Source organism: Coleofasciculus sp. G2-EDA-02, from assembly GCF_040226375.1.
GTDB lineage: Bacteria > Cyanobacteriota > Cyanobacteriia > Cyanobacteriales > Coleofasciculaceae > Coleofasciculus.
The window spans coordinates 1-17,668 of sequence record NZ_JAVKEW010000235.1; the positions used below are offsets into that span (position 1 = coordinate 1).

Here is a 17,668-nt window from a genome sequence, read left to right on the forward strand (position 1 = left end):
TTTGTCACGTAACGGTTGCAAATCGTCTGTGGCTGACCTTAATTCGATGACAAAATCGGGTGCAATGGGGGGAAATTTGCGCCGTTGTTCAGGGGGGAGCGCTTCCCAGCGTTCTCGGCGAATCCAAGCCGCATCTGGGGAGCGTTTCGCACCATTGGGTAACTTAAATATTGTGGAGGAACTGAAGGTATAACCCAAGCTAGTTTGCCGATTCCAGATGACCAAATCAGCAATCAGTTCAGATTCTCGATTCCCACTTTCTCCGCCAACGGGTGGCATGATAATTAATTCTCCCTGCGCCGTCGTTTCAAAGTTAAACTCGCGATTATTTTGACATAATTGATAGAACTGTTCGTCGGTTAAGGGAATGGTGTCTAAATTTAAGGTTACAGTATTCATGAGCTTTACCCAATATTAAAAGAAGAGTTTTAACGAAAAATAGGGCGTTTCGGCTTTTAGAAGTTAGTTTGACCGAACCTAATTCTGTATGGTTTTTCCCCCTTGTCTTCTTTCCTTCCTTGTCCTCCTTGTCTTGTCCCCACCCTAAAATAAAAAACCTACACCTGTCAGCACACCCCACACCCCACATCCCATACCCCACACCCAATATCCTATCGTGGGTAATGTGGCTTAAATTGACAAATGGTGGGCAGTGCCCACCCTACGGTATATCATGAATAAACTGATGTGCATTTAAATTATGTATTTCCCTGTTCCCTGTTCCCTTTGTCTACATCCATGATTTCCACATCTCAAAGACATTATTGAATAGACGCCACAACTCCTAAACTTTCATTCGCCAGTCTGTCTACAGCACAAACTGCATAGGTTCCCGGTGCTAATTCAGCCTCGGTTGTCTCCTCTGGCAAAATTTTGTGCAGTCTCCAGTTATCACCTTGCTGCTGATAAATTGTCCAGGAGCGAATTTTGGCATTAACTGCTGCACTCCAAATCAGCTTATTCCCAATGACTCTCACCCTAACGGGAATCGCTGGCGGTGTATCACTCAGCCACGACATGGTTGGAGACAAAGCGGGTTGATTATAAACAGACGCTTGGAACTTTTCAACTACCCCCAAACGATTTTCATTAAAGATTTTCATATTATAAAAAATATTGCCTAGCGAGAGTTGAGGAGCCAGATTGCGAGTAATATCAACCTGTCGTTCATATTCCAAAAAAGACCAGTCTTTATCATCCAACATACTTAACCGATTGCCGACATAAATATGTCGCTGTTTTGGATTATTATCAGTCCACCATTCCAGGAGAATGGGATAACTTTGGGCTGGGGGGTCAATACGCCAGTACAATTGCGGAGCGATATAATCAATCCATCCCTCTGCTAACCATTTTTTCGGGTCAGCATACAGGGATTCGTATTGATCTAAACCTTTAATTTGAGCGGGTTGTCCGGGGCGGTAAATGCCAAAGGGACTAATACCAAATTTGACCTGTTTCTTTGTGGCGCGAATCCCCGTATAAAGGCGCTGAACCATTTGATTGACATTTTCCCGCCGCCAATCGCCTAGGCTAAGGGTGCCGCCTTTGGCTCGATAAGCATTGTATGTTTTATCATCGGGGAAATTCTCACCGGCGATGGGATAGGGATAAAAATAATCATCCAGGTGAATGCCATCTACGTCATAGCGCCGCACTACATCCATAATTACGTTATAGGTTAAATCTTGAACCACTTTGACACCAGGGTCCATCCACTTCTGATTGCCGTATTGATACACATATTCGGGATGAGTGATGGTAATGTGAGGGGCGACACTGGTGGAATTTTGGGAGGAGGTTTTGGCGCGGTAGGGGTTAAACCAGGCGTGTAGTTCAATATTGCGCTGATGACAAGCCGCGATCGCAAACTCTAAAGGGTCATAATAAGGATCGGGGGCTTGACCTTGAATTCCGGTAAGCCATTCACTCCAGGGTTCTAACGGGGAGGCATAAAACCCATCACCTGTAGGTCGAACTTGCAAGATTAACGCATTTAACTTGAGATTAGCAGCGCGGTCAATAATTTGCAGCAGTTCCCGTTGCTGTTGGGCGACAGACAGTCCCCGTTGCGAGGGCCAATCAATGTTCCAAACGGTAGCTATCCACGCCCCACGAAACTCCCGTTGATGGCTCAGTTTCGCGGTTTTCTGGCGCACGATAATATAGTCTGAGCCAATGGCGTCGAGTTGACCGGTATAGACTAAAGCCTGGTAAATAAACGCGGCGACATCGGCACGAGTTGCTGCTTTGAGGGGGTTGAAACGCTTGACCTGTGGGTAATTCACCACCATATCGGTATTGGTTGCGATCGCAATCCGATCAATAGCATAGCTGGGAATCTCACCAAAATCTTGATAGAGTTCCGGTAGGGCGGCTTTCACCTGTGCTAATCCACTGGTACTTATCTCCAACCCCGCTATCAGGGATACCAACACTTCCACTCTGGCAATACTCGCCTCTGGGCGAAACCGATTTCCCGGATATCCCGACATAAACCCCGTTTGATACGCCTTACTAATTGCGCCAGTTGCCCAATGTTTAGCGGGAACATCGACAAAAGGAACATTAGGGCGTTTACTGGGTTTAGAGAAAGCGTTTTGTAACAAAGCAGCAAACTGCGCCCGACTCATGGGATCATCAGGACGAAAACGCCCATCAGGAAAACCACTAATCATACCTGCTTGGGCTAACCCTTCTATGAATGAACGCGCCCAGTGGTTTTGGATATCGGGGAAACGGGGAGTTGATGCTGCCATTAGGATTCGTCACCTAGAGAGAGAATGCTCGAAGCGTTTGATAGGTAAGGTTCGATGCCTTATCTTGATTATCCGGGACATCGGTATCAACGTCAGCCTCTCGCCCAATTATTTTGCCAGCCTATCTTGTACTAAGTAGGTTGGTGGAAATAAACTCAACTATATTAAGTTATGTAAATAGACCTCAAACCCTTACAAATGACAATAACGTCCACAGCATGATAATAGCTGGCAGCCGCGTCTTCGAGCCGACCCAAGTTATATAAAACAATGTCTTGTTGCGCTGTCTTCGCCGGTTATTTAATCAAGATTTGTTAGATTTATGCTCATACTTTAGATGGGAGAAGTCTGCAAGTCCGCACTGTAGCGCAAGCAAGCTTGGGGGTCGTTAACATTCCTACCATGGGGAGACGTTGAGGAAAATAATAGTTTGTTATTCTCTTCAACAGTAGTAGCATGAAATATCAACAATGGTTATCATCTCCTTGGATTCATCAAATAAATATTCTCCCACCTTCTAGAAGAAAAAATAAATGCCAGGTCACGACATCATCGTTGTTGGAGCCTCCGCCGGCGGGGTGGAAGCGCTGACTAAACTGGTTGCTACTTTGCCTGAAAACCTGCCAGCAGCAATCTTCATTGTCATTCATATTTCACGCCACTTTAAAAGCTTTCTGCCGAATATTTTGAGCAGAAAAACTTCCTTGCCAGTGGCTCATGCTACAGGGAATGAGGAGCTCGTACAAGGGCGCATATACGTAGCCCCTCCGGACTACCACCTGCTAGTCAAACGCGGCTACGTCCGCCTAGTGTACGGTCCGAAGGAGAACGGCTCCCGTCCGGCGGTCGATCCCCTATTTCGCACGGCAGCGAAGGCGTATGGACGCCGAGTGGTCGGTGTGGTGCTATCGGGTACCCTAGACGATGGTACTTTAGGGCTTATGGAAGTGAAAAGCTTTGGCGGTGTGGCGATTGTTCAAGATCCCAATGATGCCCTTTTTTCGGGAATGTCGAAGAGTGCGATCAAACACGTAGATGTTGACCATATCCTGCCGGTGTCGTCAATAGCCTCCACATTAGTGAGTCTAGCCCATGAACCTGTGACTGAGGAAGGAGCAAAAACCATGTCTAGTGAGAACGAGATAGAGATAGAACCCGATATTGTGGAACTCAATGGGGCGGCTATGCGAGAGCGTGAGTTTGGAAAACCTGCAAGCTTGGCTTGTCCGGACTGCGGCGGTATGCTGTACTCTCTAAACGACAAAGGTTTGCTCGAGAGTCAATACAACTGGGGATAGCTTACATTGCCCCCCCAACTGAACACCTGCTGGTCAACCCGAACGGTACCTTTTCTTTCTCTCAGGCAGCATTTGTGGACTTTGATCGCCCCTCTGCCGATCTGTTGTTGCAGTCAGTGGCAGCGACTTTTAAAGAGCGTGCGATCGCGGTAGTTCTTTCTGGTACTGGCAGCGATGGTGCTTTGGGGGTGAAGGCTATTCATAAGATGGGTGGTAAAGTCATCGCCCAGGATGAGGACAGTTGTGAGTTTTTCGAGATGCCGTCTGCGGCAATTCAAACGGGTGCGGTAGATTTCGTTGTGCCGATGAATGCGATCGCCTCCACTCTAGTAAGCTTGGTGATGACAGAATCAGGCAATAGTTAATCTAGCGGTTTTAACGACAATTTTACGCTCTAAGCTGGTTTTCCGAGAAACAGGTTCTCCACCGCAGCAAGCATTATCCCAATTCCAGAATGGAAACATAAGCCACCTTCACTTGTGTAACTCTATTCTTATATTGGCTAATTCTTGGGTTGAATAGTTGTCGGGTGATGATCGGAAAACCGACGTCTTGAGCAGAAGCATATTTGCTGAAAAATACCCTATCTTTAGGCTTAAATTATTGGTTATCACTACTGATAAATGAGCAAATATACTGACAGTCGCTGATCTATCCACAAACAACCTCAACTGAATTTCCCGACTATAAGAAACATCAGTCAATTAACTGGCTGCCAGTTTATTTTTTAAGCGGGTCAATATGTAACTTGCCAGTGCTATAGAGCTGAGAAAAACTTTAGCCTCCCTCTAAACTTAGTCGGTAAGTTAAACGTGCCTTAGCTTACTTACTATTTAATTTTAATAATTTCCTAATGAAATCTATCTAAAGAAATATTAGTTATTAATTGAAATAGAATTACTCCTTTTGGCAGAATATCTATCCAGTTTTTTTCAACCTTCAGTTCTTCTAAATTGGTATCGCTGTTGTAGAAAACGTCTCTACATCAGGACATTCACAAATTGACAATGGATAATGAACAATGGATAATAACCTCTCCTTAAAATAAGAGGATTGAAATTAAGGAAAATCTTTTTTAATTTCTTCGTAAACGAAGAGGTCTTAGACCCAATTAATCAATTGTAAATTATCAATTATTAATTATCCATTGATAAAGAAGATTATAAAAGTGGATTGGGTAGAACTTATAGTCGCGATTCACTGAAGGGGACAGATCTCTCTCCGATAACGACTGGTGCAGTTGCAAGCAGACGCAATTGGTTACCATAAAAGCCCAGCAAAGGTTGGTCTAAACCCAAGGTAGAGAAAGGACTTTGTACAGGTATTTGTACCTTGACACCAATTAGAGACAACCCAATCTCACCTTTACCCTCAAAGGAGAGCAGGTTAGAACCGAGAGCGCTAAAACTGGGTAAACTTAGCGGCTGTCGCCATTGGGGAAGTTGCCAATCGTAGCTAATACTACAGAGTAACTGATCTCCTTGATGCACGTTTACACCAGAGCATTCCCCTAATTCCCACCTAAATTGAGCGAGTTCCTTGGGGAGTCCCCAAATCTCTCGCCCCCCTTCCATCGAATCAGCATTATCGACGTAGATGTGGGAAATCCAAGTACCGAATTTACCCGCATAACGAGTTACAGCACTGACAATAATTAACTCGCTATAGGTTAAGGTGGAACCTAAAGCATAAAACGCCGCGTAAATTCCACCAAGAGTTTTACCGGGTAAAACAGAAATAATTTCCAATTCAGAAGGAACAAACGGGTGCACCTTGGCAATATCAAACAAGTGCAAGGTCTGGATACTGTAGCCTTGCAGTGTCCAAGGAGCTGGAGGATATGCCATCTTAACTAACTTTTTTACAAAAGTGAAAAGGTTTTACCTAAGTAGTCGGACATAAATAAACGGTACTATGTCTTGACCTAAAAAACTTTGGCACCTTGACGCAAAAGGATGTGAGCGATCTTTACAAAGATTTACACAGATAGCCGGATAAATCGGTTGATCTAGATGAATCTTGATGCCCAGAATAATTGTTATGACTGCGCCAAACCTCTATCAAAAGTTGTAAGTAGGAATCTAATGTTAAGTTGGATTGTATTCGTGAATACAAACAGATTCTAGGTTGTTCTTCCTTCAGATATAGAGACGGATAGGCTATGACTATCCTACAGAAAGAGGCACTTGCTTATCTCAATTTTTTACTATGATTTTAGTCTGGAATAGTTAGCTAGGCTAAACCAACGAAACCCGCTAACGCGGGTTTCAAAGTTTCACACCCCTTAGTTTTTTTCATTTCCTTGTCAAGCGGACTTTGTTAGTAGTGGCGTGGTACACCTAATTTGGTAGATTAGCTTGGGTTTGTAGTAAGTTTAATCGCTTGGGTTTAATTTTACACAGCTAACTTAGGTTTTATTAGCTTTATTTTTGCTAAAGAAAAACCACCAAAGTTCTGTACCAATTAACGCTAAACCGCCTAGGGTGACACCGACTTTTAGCGGTAACGATTGCTCAATTCGGCGGAATTGACTGGTCTGCTGGGACTGATGTTCTGACATTTCAGCCGTGGCTGGATTGGCAGCGACTCCGAATAGAAGTCCTAAACTAATCAGATAAGCTAAGGTTTTGGGTTTGGTTAACATTGTTTTGATTCCTCCTAGATTAGTAAGTGGCGACCAGATAAAGTTGAGGTTATTCTGGTTGTTTATTGATATTATCGGGTCGCCAATACAGGATTTCACTGATAATTGGGTGTATCCTACTTAGCAGGATGAGTGATGATTTTGGGCTGGAAATTCCGCAGCCTTAAGGCATTAGTTACCACGGAAATAGAACTCAGCGCCATTGCTCCCCCGGCTATAATTGGATTCAGTAATACGCCAAATAAGGGGTAAAGAATTCCTGCCGCGATGGGAATTCCTGCCGTGTTGTAAATAAAGGCAAAGAAGAGATTTTGGCGAATATTTCGCATCGTGGCGTGGCTGAGTTGAATCGCGGTAACAACCCCATTTAAGTCACCGGAAATCAGGGTAATATCACTGGCGGCTATGGCGACATCTGTACCCGTACCAATGGCGATTCCTACATCGGCTTGGGCTAAGGCTGGGGCGTCATTAATTCCATCGCCTACCATGGCAACAATACGGTTTGAATGTTGGGTTTTGGGTTTTGAATTCGGTGTTTTCTTGATGTCTTCGGTTTGCAAAGATCGGATGACGGCGGATTTCTGATCCGGGCGCACTTCGGCAAAGACGTGCTGGATACCCATTTCTCGTGCGATCGCGTCTGCTGTTTGTTGATTATCTCCTGTGAGCATCACCACTTGCAACCCTAGGCGTTGCAGTTTCTTTACCGCCTCAACAGAGGAGGGTTTTAAGGCATCAGCAATGCCCACTAATCCCTCAACCTTACCATCCACGGCAATCCAAGCGGTGGTTTTTGTCGCGGCTTCCCAGGTTTGTTTCTGGGTTTGGAGGGATTGGGTATTAATTTCTAGGGCATCCATCCAGCGTTGAGTACCAATTTGAATCAAGTGATTTTCTACTGTTCCTTGCACCCCCATTCCCGCAACGGCTTCAAAGTTTTGGCCATCGGGTAAGGGGAATTCAACACCTTGAAGTTTGGCATAATCAACGATGGCTTCGGCTAAAGGATGTTCCGAAAGTCTTTCCACGGCGGCGGCTAATCCTAGGAGTTTTATTTCATGATGATCCGCTGTTCCTTTTACGGTTACATAATCAGTTACACTGGGTTTGCCTTGGGTAATCGTGCCAGTTTTATCCAAAACAATTGCCTGAAGTTTATGGGCGAGTTCTAAGCTTTCTCCGCCTTTAATTAAAATGCCATTTTCTGCGCCTAATCCGGTGCCAACCATAATGGATGTCGGGGTAGCTAATCCCAACGCACAGGGACAAGCGATAATTAAAACCCCAACGGTAGTAATCGTGGCAAGGGTAATATTACCCATAATATTAAACCAGATTACAAAAGTCGCGATCGCAACGGCAATCACAACGGGTACAAACCAGCCAGTGACTTGATCTGCGAGTTTCTGAATCGGGGCTTTTGACCCTTGCGCCTCTTGCACTAATTTGACAATTTGCGCCAATACGGTATCTTTCCCCACTCGTGAGGCGCGGAATTTGAAACTCCCGGTTTTATTAATCGTGGCGCCAATCACTTCATCTCCCGCTTGTTTTTTTACCGGGATGGGTTCTCCAGTTACCATGGATTCATCGATGGTAGATACACCATCAACCACTTGCCCATCGACGGGAATCTTTTCCCCTGGACGGACTACAATAACATCACCGACGATAACCTGTTCAATGGGAATATCAACTTCTTCACCTTTACGAATTACCCGCGCTGTTTTCGCTTGTAATCCCATTAACTTGCGAATCGCTTCTGAGGTTTGACCCTTCGCCCGATTTTCCAACAGTCGCCCCAATAAAATGAGGGTAATAATCACGGCGGCGGGTTCATAATACACATCTGGTGATAATCCTTGAGTGATTAAAAAGCCAGGGAAAAGGGTAACAAACAGAGAATAGAAATAGGCGGAACCTGTCCCCAGCGCCACCAGAGTATTCATATCCGCGCCATGGCGTTTAAAGGCTTTCCATGCGCCGACAAAGAAGGATTGACCGCACCAAAAGAGTACAGGTGTACTTAAAACCAGTTGAACCCAAGCATTATGCAGCCAGGAGGGAAAGTAGGGAATGTGCAATCCTGTCATCGCCGGAAGTGAACCGACGACGAGGATGAGGCTGATAACGCCGCTGACGATAACTTTACGTCTGAGATCCCGTTGATGGGCTTCCCGTGCGGTTTTTTCGGCATCGGTGTCTTCACCCATTCGGGTGGTATCTAAGGGTTGCGCCCCATATCCCGCATCGGCGACGGCTTTTTGGATGGTGTCTAAGTTTGTCGCCTTGGGATTATAGGTTACAGAACCTTGTTCCATGGCAAAGTTAACATTACACTCAACAACGCCAGGAACGTTTTGGATGGCTTGTTCAATGGTGGTGGCGCAAGAGGCGCAACCCATTCCTTGTAGTCGTAGATGGCTAGTTTCCATAGTTGACTCCTGATAGTAGCAGTTTGGGAAGTTTGGCGGGCGGGGGTGCGGGGGGGCGATGGCAGGTTTTAAGGTCTTAAGGGTGTTATATATATAGGATAAAGTCTCCATTAGACTGGAGAGTCAAGGTGGATTGTGTAGGGGCGGGTTTTACTACTACCTTTTCGGTTGCACCTAGATGTGACTAAACCCGCCCCGATGCAGTGGGAGAGTGGGAGATTGTGTAGGGGCGGGTTTTACTACTACCTTTTCGGTTGCATCTAGATGTGACTAAACCCGCCCCGATGCAGGTTTCTAGGTCCTCCCGTGAAAAGTTAGATGGGGGAGATGGCAACAAGGAGATGGGGTGGGCTAGGATGGTTGTACTGCAACCTGATGTGTTGAGTTTGAAGCATGATCAGGTCAATGTTTTGGGGTGAAATCCGAGAGGGGGTAGGTGTTTTTTTGGGCGAGTCTGATTTTCGGGCTGTATTCCTTGTCTCATCTAGGTTTGAGGGCATTTGCCTCAGAGAGAGGTTCTCGGAAACGCTGAAAGCTTTACTGGGACTGGGTTTGAATGGGTTTGTTTTTGGATACCTCTTGTCGGCTGAAGCTGGAAATGATATATTTAACGGAGTCTCTCGGATTTGTACCTTGAAAACTAAATACAGTAAGCGTTTCAGAGGCCGGCAGTCGAAATCCCCCTGAATCCCTATCAGGGATTGAAACCATAAAAACCCCCTGTCCAGGCTTGACCATTATGGTCGAAATCCCCCTGAATCCCTATCAGGGATTGAAACCCATTTCTAGGCTCGTACATCGTAACGTATTCGGTCGAAATCCCCCTGAATCCCTATCAGGGATTGAAACTAACAAAATGGCTACAAATAAATGGCTGATTCTATTGAGTCGAAATCCCCCTGAATCCCTATCAGGGATTGAAACAAAGATAAGAATGAACTACCCAGACCTACTTTGTAGAGGTCTGGGTTTCTACAACCAGACCAGCAGGACTGTGTTTCTGACGCTTCATCTGACCTAGTTGCTTCATGCTTCCCGTTCGTTTCCGCTCACGGGTTTCTGAAGTAGAGCTAGAGCCATCTGCGTCTACGAGGCTCGTTCCAAACCCCGGTAGAATTCCTAACGCCCACAAAAGCATTACTAATGCTGCGGCTAAATCCCTATCCATCGTGAATCCACATTTATGGCAATGGTGAACTCTTTCGTCTAAGGTCTTTTTCTGCTGATTTCCACAGTTAGGGCAGGTTTGGGATGGTTTCACCTTGCGAGTAGGAACCTCTATAAAAACCCCGCCAGCGTCTTTTACTTTATATTCAATCGCTGACCTTAGCATTCCCATGCCTACGTCTAAGATGGATTTATTTAGCCCAGCTTTTTGTTTTTTGCGTTTGCCTTTTTTGGAAGAGCGGGTCATTTTCGAGACTTCTAGTTTTTCCGTAGCAACGAAGCTATTACAGCGTACAATGTCTGTTGCTACTTGGTGTACCCAGTTTTGGCGCTGATTAGCTACTTTACGAGTTACCTTGCTAATTTTTGCCTGGGTCTTTTTCCACCGACTAGAGCCTTTCTGTTTCTTCCTTCTATTGGGAGCCGTTTTACGACGCTTCCCAATAGAAAGATGTTTAATCTTTGCTTCAGCTTTTCGCAAAAACTTAGGGGCTTCAATAAAAGAATGGTTTTCCCCATCAGTTATCGCCAACGCTGACTTGCAACCAAAGTCAATGCCAACTGAACCAAAATCTGTTTGTCTTGTCGCTGCCTGCAATTCAGTTAAATTAACGGTTATGCTAGCGTACCATTTTCCATGACGGTAGACAATGGTGCAGGTTGTCGGAGTCCCCCAAATCCGGGCTTTACCACGCATCTGGATTGAGCCAATTTTAGCTAACTCCAGATAACCATTGTCGCCCCTTGTGTGTACCTTCCAACCCGTTTTACTCGGATAAGTCCAACCAGAATAATGCTTGATTGACTTGTATTTAGGACGTTTAGCTAACCCCTTAAACCAGCGATTAAATGCGTAATCAACACGCTTTAAAGTGGCTTGCAAGGTCATGCAGTTACATTCCTTATACTCTGTCCAAACTTTTTTAAAAGCAGGTAAAGAGTTTTGTTGCTCAAAATAGTCAACCCGATGGTTAAACTTTTGGTACTGAGTGAACCGATTGCAAATAGCAGCGTTGTACAAGTCTTTGTGTAACTTACGGTGATACCGCAATGTCTGCTCTTGCTGTTTATTGGGGTATAGCCGAAAAGTTACACGTCGAACTGGCATTTGCTGAAATCTTAGTTATCCTATATGTATGTACTCACAGGATAACACTGAATCCGGAAAATGGCTAGAACGAATAAGGTAATTGTCAGACTGACCGACAAAGAGAAAGAGAAAATTAAGAAAGAATCTGATAGGCTAGGTGTCTCAATGTCAGAAATTGTCCAAGACTGGATTAAGCAACTACCAGACTAAGTATATTGGGAATCTCCGTCCCTCCGATTAAGAGCTATTCCTCCCCACCCTGCTAGCGAGTCGTGGTGGGGACTCTCGCGAACCTGTTGAAACCGTAGGGGCACGGCAATGGTGCCCCTACAATTGTTGTTATAATTCCCCTGAACTTTATATTAGGCGTTTAGACTAGGGCAGCGCTCGGTCAACATTTCACCTACAATTATTGGAATTTCCGTGAATTCCTATGAGGGATAAAAATTAGCGCCGGGAATGCGATCGCGTTTGAAACCAGATAATAATTCCCATACTCAGCACCATAAGAGAAATAGTACACTCATTAAGAACCTCAAACAAACCCTGGCGAATGGAATTCGCGGAACCCTAAAAACGAAGTTCGCCTACGCGGACTATCCGAAAAATCAAGGGTTGTGAAACCCGCGCAGGCGGGTTTAGTTTGTGTAGCTGCGGTTTTAACCGCCCAATTGAGAATGGTGCTTAACTATACCTTATCTCTCCGCGATCGCTGGGTGATATGTTTTAACCGCCTAATTGAGAATGGTGCTTAACCATCACAAAGATTGTTGAAATCCAGCCGTAACCCTAAAATCAGGAGACTCCTCACTTAAACCAACCCCAACCCCAACCGATAACACATTCAGAGGTGTCAGTTGATAGCGAACCCCCAACTCCAGCAGAAACGCTTCCTTATCCTCTTCTAATTCCTGCTCATAAACAAAATCCGTCAGCAGCAGCGCTTCTGAATTTAGACGGCGACTATACCCCAAAACACCAGACAAGCGATCGCGGCGTTCCCCATCTTGGCGCTGATCATTTAAACCATAAGCCACATTCAAATGTAGGCGATCTAAATTTGCCCCGGTTCCTAATGTTTTCGTCGCAATTAACTTCAACGTCGGATCAACTCCCGCACTATCATTACCCGTCGGTAGATCCGCACTCAAAGACGCCGCAAACGCAGGTGTTTTCAGCGTTTCTGTATTGAAATTATAAAACACTTCCACACCCACATCCCCGATACCATCCTCCTGCGATCCAAATTCAAAGGGAACAGTAATTTTCCCTTGCCAGTTGGGGGCAAAGCCATACTCCAAGCGCGGTTCCAGGATAAACTGATCCTCGCCATCCGCCGCGCGATCGTATCGGAATTGTCCCTGAATTTCTAATCCTTGATCAGGAACCGGATAGGCATCTTCAACTTCAATCGGTAATCCTTCTTCTAAGTTGAAATGGTCAGAGGCTTGTGCGGTTGATTGCCCAAATGTTGCGATGGTTAAAATGATAACAGTTAAACCCGTAAGCGGCTGCAATGAATGTTTCATTTTTCTCACTCCTAATACTATAAATTCAAACCCAACTTTAGGGTGTTTTAGCGAAGCGTAACGCACCATTGCTCAAAGCGTTGGGGGTTTACGAATCTCGCCTAAACTCAACACAATCTATTGAAACAGGTGCAAAGTATCAGTTAAAACTGGGATATTGTCGCCTTTATTCGCCCTTTTGTAGAGACGTGCCGGTGGAACGTCTCTTAAAAGTTTGTCGTGGGTGATATCAGCATTTATACCAAATCCGGGTTAGCTACCCCCGTTATAACCTAGTCCGCGTAGGCGGACGAAAGTTTGTGTAGCAGCGATTTCAATCGCCGTGGCAGAAGGGGGTAATAAAGGCGGATTTGGTATTAGTTCCACCGGAACCTCTCTTAAAAGTTTGTCGTGGGTGATATCAGCATTTATGGCGAATACAGCACAACGGCGAACCTAAAGAGCCTACTCTAAAAATGTTTGTGCTGATGGCTCACTCCCCATCGGAATCGGTTCAACATCAGGTAAATTGCCATACTTTTCCTGCCAACCTTTCAGCATTGCCTCTATCATCATTGGATTAACTTTACCCGGTGCCATCATCTCAGGAGACATCGGCATATTTGGCATAATTTCCATCATCGCATCCATAAATGAACCCGGCATTTCACCCGATTGTATTCCCGGAGTCAGTTTCAGTTTCAACTGTGCCATTAACTGTTGATGCATCTGATGCATTTGAGGACTCATCTCACCATGATGTCCATGGGAATCCATCTGACTATGATCCATCTGGGAATCCATTTCACTATGATCCATCTGGGAATCCATACCCCCATGGTGCTGCATCATCATTGGCATCATCTCTGCCAACATTTCCATCATCATTTGTGCCATCGCACCATCTGAACTTTTAATCCAATCATCATAAACTAACGGATTTAAATCAGGCTTAGGTGTGGTAAACTTCCGCACTAATTTCTCATCCCCTGGCTGATAACTCATCGCATCCAAAACCCGATTCAATTCAGCACGTTTTTGCTCAATTGTCCACCCATCGTAAGCAAAAATATCATAAGTAATGCCATGGAGCATGTGTAAATTATCAAAAACATTCGCCGTTTCCGGAGAAAGACGACTGTAACGGGGTGAGCCTTCTCGACTTAATATCATCCGCATCGGGGGATTGGGAACAACTTGGGAACTAAACAAATCTTCCATTTTCTGGATCATCTTGTCCTGTTCCTGATCATTTCCGCCAATCATCATCGACTCATAAATCGCTGGATGCCACCAATGAGCGGCATAGAAAAAGTTATTATTTTTCGGATAATAATTCCGAGTTAGGCTAAAGTAGGGCTTCATCATTACCCCAGCGCGACGCATGGTTACATCTAGGGGTGCGGGACTCAAAGCAATGTCTTTATAGGTGGATTTATAATAGTCATAAGCTTCTTTGAGTACCTGTTCTTTTTCATTCCAAGGAATATCTGAATCTGCCATGATATCCTCAGTCATTTCGTGGAGTAAATGCACGGAGTCAATGGTGCGGAAGAGTCGCCACGTTGCACGCGCTGTATAAGGCGCATATAATTCCATCGTTGGCTCAATCCGGGGTGGATTTTGGTAAAACGCCAGAACTTCCTGGTAAAGCTTCGTATCTTCTTCACCATGACGCTGGAAGGGAGTTAAAAGCAAAACATCATGGAGCTTGCTATGTGCAAAATGCAGCGCACTAGCGACTCGGTAACTGCGTCTGTGGCGGTTATAGAAGCTGAGGCGGTAGGGAGTGCGGGGATGAGCCACGGCGTTGCGCTGCTGTGCCATGATCGGCTTGGGTGCAGAGCCGATGATTAAGGTTGTCGCGATCGCGAGTGCGCTAAGTTGTTTGATATATCGATTTCCCATAGTAGCTATCTGCTGAACAGGTCTAAGGTTTCATCCAACTCTCTGTCCAAAATGATTTCTGGATATTTCTTAGTTTGACAGAAAAATATGAAATCAAGATGAAATCTTTCTGATTAGGGATGATCAGCTGTCATGGATTTAAATTGGGTAACGTTAACGACTACCTCTAATCACTGCGCTTTCAAATTCCTCCAGATCCAGTAAAAGAACCATAATTTTTTAATTTCTTCGTAAACGAAGAGGTCTTAGACCCAATTAATCAATTATCAATTATCAATTATTAATTATCCATTGATAAACCTATTCAGTAGAAACGCCCCTGAGGACATTTCTACTGAAGTCAGCAAAGCGGTTCTTTACTAGCCGATTTTACCATTTATTCAGGAGTTCTTCGCCAATCCGTTTAGGTTGACCAGGGTACTATTCCCCAAACAAACTCTTAATCGCATCTCCCAGATTTTGAGAAGCCTCTTCCATATCCGAACCTGCATCTTCGGCGCGATTTTTAAGGCGACCTGTATCTTGTTCCGCCCGCCCTTGAGCTTGCTTTGCTGAACCTTTAACGTCTTCTTTGGCTTTGCCCACATTTCGTTCTACGGTGCCGATGTCTTCTTTGGCTTTCCCTTGAATTTGGTCGCTGGTTCCAGAACCGAATACTTGATCAACTGGGTTACTATCGGCAAGGATAAACGGTGTCGTTTTTACGGTTAAAGCCTGGGCTTTTGGCGTTGCATTAAAAAATGCGCCTGTCCAAGTTAATGTCACTAACACTAGAGAAAAGAGTGCGGGTAGGAGTTTCATCACGACTTTTCGAGTATTTTTGATCATGGATTTAGTTTTCATGGTTATTTTTTGAAGGTTTGGCATTCTGAAACTATAACAGGGTGGCTGATTATTCGGGTTCCTTCATTAGACATAAATTTTTATTGCCTATTTAGATCTTCCTCTTCCCTTATAGATCCCCCTTCCGTCCCCCTATAGATCCCCCTTCCGTCCCCCTTTTAGATCCCCCTCCCGTCCCCCTTTAGATCCCCCTCCCGTCCCCCTTTAGATCCCCCTCCCGTCCCCCTTAAAAAGGGGGAAGCCATAGGATGCTTCGCTCTTGTTGCACGGGGAAGCCAGAGGATGCGGGAGCTTTTTTTGCACGGGGGAAACCAAGGAAAAGCAGATGTTGCGGTAGTTTTGGGTATTAAACGCTTTTAGGTAACCGAATTGTAAACTGGCTTCCCTTACCTGATTCACTGTGTACCTGAATAGTACCCTGATGAGCTTGGGCGATCGCACGAGCAATCGATAACCCTAACCCTGAACCTCCCGACACCCTGGCGCGATCGCTATTGATTCGATAAAATCGGTCAAAAATGTGCTTCTGATGTTCAGGTGCAATGCCAATTCCTGTATCCTGGATGTGAATCAACACCCACTGATCCCGGCAATCCAGACTAACCTTAACCTGACCCCCAGCGGGTGTATAATGCAGCGCATTCACGACAATATTAAATATCAGTCGATAAAGCTGTTCTTCATCTCCTAAAACCTGGATGGGTTGATCAACCTGAATATCTGTGGTTAACTTAATCTGCTGGGTCATAGCGAGGGCGGCGAGTTCTTCTTCAATATCATTGAGCAAGTCTTGTATACAGCAAAGATGCCATTGATTGTGTTGAATTTTTCGATCTAAACGAGACAACAGCAATAAATCACTCACCAGTTGAGATAATCGATAATTTTGACGTTCAATAACCTGCAACGTCTCGCGACTCTCAGCTTCTGAGATACAAGCCAGTCGGAGAACCGATTCAACGGTGGCTCGAATCGCCGCTAAGGGTGTCCGCAATTCGTGAGCAGCATCGGCGGTAAATTGTTGAATCTGCTGGTAGGATTGGTAAATCGGGCGCATGGCTAACTCGGCTAGCCACCAGGCGGCGACACCGACGAGCAACATAGCCAAAGGTAACCCCAGTAACATCATGATTCTGACTGAGGCGAGATAATCATCAAAATCTGCTAGAGAACGACCAACCTGGAGATATCCCCAAAGCTCATTGGTTGGGGTATCCAAGGCTAAAACCAGGTGTCGGTAGCGTAAGCCTGACGTATCCTTAAGGGTGAGTAAGCTTTGTTCTGTGGCGTTTTCAGGGATTAACTCAGTAGACAATTGCTGGGGTGGTGATCCCGATTGAGCAATCAGTTGTCCAGACTTATCGAAGAAGCGGATAAAATAATCGCCTTGATGAATCGCACTCAAACGATGAGCAGGTGAAGTATGTCTCTCGGCTGTACAAAACTCCCCCAAGGTAGATTGAGTCTGATTATCCACCGTGCGATCGCGCATTAAACACAGGTTGGGTAAACGTCGCTTTGCGGCTGTTTCCAGACGCCCCGGTTGTCTTAATGTCGGTTCTAAACTATCATGCAACATCCCCGCCACTGACTTCAACTCTTGATTAGCACTAACGCGATGAGCATGAGCAATCGCCTCATACACCCCGAAACCCGAAACACCCAAAATTAAACCCATAACGCCAGCATACCAACCAGCCAGTCGCCACCGAGTTGAGCGGAATAATTGATTTTGATTCATCTGATCAGGGAGATGGGGTGTAGGGGTGTAGGGGCGGGTTTCACTATTATCGTTTCTTTTGCACCCGGATGTGACTAAACCCGCCCTTCTAGGTAAGCAAGGAAGCTAACAAATGACGGAATAAATGTTCTACGTTCACAAATTGACAATGGATAATGAACAATGGATAATGACCTCTCCTTAAAAGAAGAGGATTGAAATTAAGGAAAATCTTTTTTAATTTCTTCGTAAACGAAGAGGTTTTAGACCCAATTAATCAATTGTCAATTATC

The 17,668-nt window shown here is 45.1% G+C and carries 14 protein-coding genes and 1 pseudogene; 5 read left to right on the forward strand and 10 right to left on the reverse strand.

What is annotated here, in order from left to right; translation table 11 throughout:
- Both RLO19_RS27200 and RLO19_RS27205 read right to left on the reverse strand, forming a co-directional pair.
- The coding region (locus tag RLO19_RS27200; RefSeq protein WP_446360500.1) for a Uma2 family endonuclease at positions 1-399 on the reverse strand (399 nt) is incomplete at its 3' end.
- Between the two features lie 362 nt (positions 400-761).
- Entirely contained in the window at positions 762-2,759 is a 1,998-nt protein-coding gene (locus tag RLO19_RS27205; RefSeq protein ID WP_446360501.1) for a glycoside hydrolase family 10 protein, read from the reverse strand.
- Between the two features lie 533 nt (positions 2,760-3,292).
- Here RLO19_RS27205 and RLO19_RS27210 point away from each other — a divergent pair.
- The 3 genes and pseudogenes from RLO19_RS27210 to RLO19_RS27220 form a co-directional block, all read left to right on the forward strand.
- Positions 3,293-3,433, forward strand: a pseudogene (locus RLO19_RS27210) (chemotaxis protein CheB); the annotation flags it as partial.
- Between the two features lie 12 nt (positions 3,434-3,445).
- Entirely contained in the window at positions 3,446-4,057 is a 612-nt protein-coding gene (locus RLO19_RS27215; protein ID WP_446360512.1) for a chemotaxis protein CheB, read from the forward strand.
- Positions 3,982-4,422: a chemotaxis protein CheB gene (locus RLO19_RS27220; protein ID WP_446360502.1), complete on the forward strand. Its 441-nt coding sequence runs from the start codon at positions 3,982-3,984 to the stop codon at positions 4,420-4,422. Before RLO19_RS27215 ends, RLO19_RS27220 begins: the two co-directional genes overlap by 76 nt.
- An 819-nt stretch (positions 4,423-5,241) precedes the next feature.
- On the opposite strand, the gene RLO19_RS27225 is transcribed toward RLO19_RS27220, so the two are convergent.
- From RLO19_RS27225 to RLO19_RS27240, 4 genes are all read right to left on the reverse strand, one after another.
- Entirely contained in the window at positions 5,242-5,904 is a 663-nt protein-coding gene (locus RLO19_RS27225) for an acetoacetate decarboxylase family protein (RefSeq protein WP_446360503.1), read from the reverse strand.
- A gap of 560 nt (positions 5,905-6,464) precedes the next feature.
- Entirely contained in the window at positions 6,465-6,701 is a 237-nt protein-coding gene (locus tag RLO19_RS27230) for a hypothetical protein (protein WP_446360504.1), read from the reverse strand.
- Between the two features lie 116 nt (positions 6,702-6,817).
- Positions 6,818-9,139 (reverse strand): heavy metal translocating P-type ATPase, encoded by a 2,322-nt coding sequence (locus RLO19_RS27235; protein WP_446360505.1) that lies wholly within the window; start codon positions 9,137-9,139, stop codon positions 6,818-6,820.
- Positions 9,140-10,088: 949 nt separating this feature from the next.
- Entirely contained in the window at positions 10,089-11,414 is a 1,326-nt protein-coding gene (locus tag RLO19_RS27240; RefSeq protein WP_446360506.1) for an RNA-guided endonuclease InsQ/TnpB family protein, read from the reverse strand.
- 60 nt (positions 11,415-11,474) lie between these two features.
- On the opposite strand from RLO19_RS27240, the gene RLO19_RS27245 reads away from it, so the two are divergent.
- Positions 11,475-11,606: a ribbon-helix-helix protein, CopG family gene (locus tag RLO19_RS27245; protein WP_446337852.1), complete on the forward strand. Its 132-nt coding sequence runs from the start codon at positions 11,475-11,477 to the stop codon at positions 11,604-11,606.
- A 407-nt stretch (positions 11,607-12,013) separates the two neighbouring features.
- Positions 12,014-12,151: a hypothetical protein gene (locus tag RLO19_RS27250; protein WP_446360507.1), complete on the forward strand. Its 138-nt coding sequence runs from the start codon at positions 12,014-12,016 to the stop codon at positions 12,149-12,151.
- Between the two features lie 3 nt (positions 12,152-12,154).
- Here RLO19_RS27250 and RLO19_RS27255 read toward each other — a convergent pair whose 3' ends face one another.
- From RLO19_RS27255 to rppB, 4 genes are all read right to left on the reverse strand, one after another.
- Positions 12,155-12,925 carry a transporter gene (locus RLO19_RS27255; protein ID WP_446360508.1) on the reverse strand — a complete coding sequence of 257 codons (771 nt, stop codon included), beginning with the start codon at positions 12,923-12,925 and terminating at the stop codon, positions 12,155-12,157.
- A 444-nt stretch (positions 12,926-13,369) separates the two neighbouring features.
- Positions 13,370-14,812, reverse strand: coding sequence for a hypothetical protein (locus RLO19_RS27260; protein WP_446360509.1), 1,443 nt, complete (start codon positions 14,810-14,812; stop codon positions 13,370-13,372).
- A 420-nt stretch (positions 14,813-15,232) separates the two neighbouring features.
- On the reverse strand, positions 15,233-15,655 hold the full coding sequence (locus tag RLO19_RS27265) for a CsbD family protein (protein ID WP_446360510.1): 423 nt from the start codon (positions 15,653-15,655) through the stop codon (positions 15,233-15,235).
- Positions 15,656-16,001: 346 nt separating this feature from the next.
- Entirely contained in the window at positions 16,002-17,396 is a 1,395-nt protein-coding gene (gene rppB, locus RLO19_RS27270; protein WP_446360511.1) for a two-component system sensor histidine kinase RppB, read from the reverse strand.
- Positions 17,397-17,668 lie beyond the last annotated feature (272 nt).

Bases quoted from the DNA above. Each gene is read 5' to 3' on its own strand.
- RLO19_RS27235 (WP_446360505.1), bottom strand. From the start codon at position 9,139: ATGGAAACTAGCCATCTACGACTACAAGGAATGGGTTGCGCCTCTTGC.
- RLO19_RS27260 (WP_446360509.1), bottom strand. From the start codon at position 14,812: ATGGGAAATCGATATATCAAACAACTTAGCGCACTCGCGATCGCGACA.
- RLO19_RS27265 (WP_446360510.1), bottom strand. From the start codon at position 15,655: ATGAAAACTAAATCCATGATCAAAAATACTCGAAAAGTCGTGATGAAA.
- RLO19_RS27240 (WP_446360506.1), bottom strand. From the start codon at position 11,414: ATGCCAGTTCGACGTGTAACTTTTCGGCTATACCCCAATAAACAGCAA.
- RLO19_RS27225 (WP_446360503.1), bottom strand. From the start codon at position 5,904: ATGGCATATCCTCCAGCTCCTTGGACACTGCAAGGCTACAGTATCCAG.
- RLO19_RS27230 (WP_446360504.1), bottom strand. From the start codon at position 6,701: ATGTTAACCAAACCCAAAACCTTAGCTTATCTGATTAGTTTAGGACTT.
- rppB (WP_446360511.1), bottom strand. From the start codon at position 17,396: ATGAATCAAAATCAATTATTCCGCTCAACTCGGTGGCGACTGGCTGGT.
- RLO19_RS27205 (WP_446360501.1), bottom strand. From the start codon at position 2,759: ATGGCAGCATCAACTCCCCGTTTCCCCGATATCCAAAACCACTGGGCG.
- RLO19_RS27255 (WP_446360508.1), bottom strand. From the start codon at position 12,925: ATGAAACATTCATTGCAGCCGCTTACGGGTTTAACTGTTATCATTTTA.
- RLO19_RS27245 (WP_446337852.1), top strand. From the start codon at position 11,475: ATGGCTAGAACGAATAAGGTAATTGTCAGACTGACCGACAAAGAGAAA.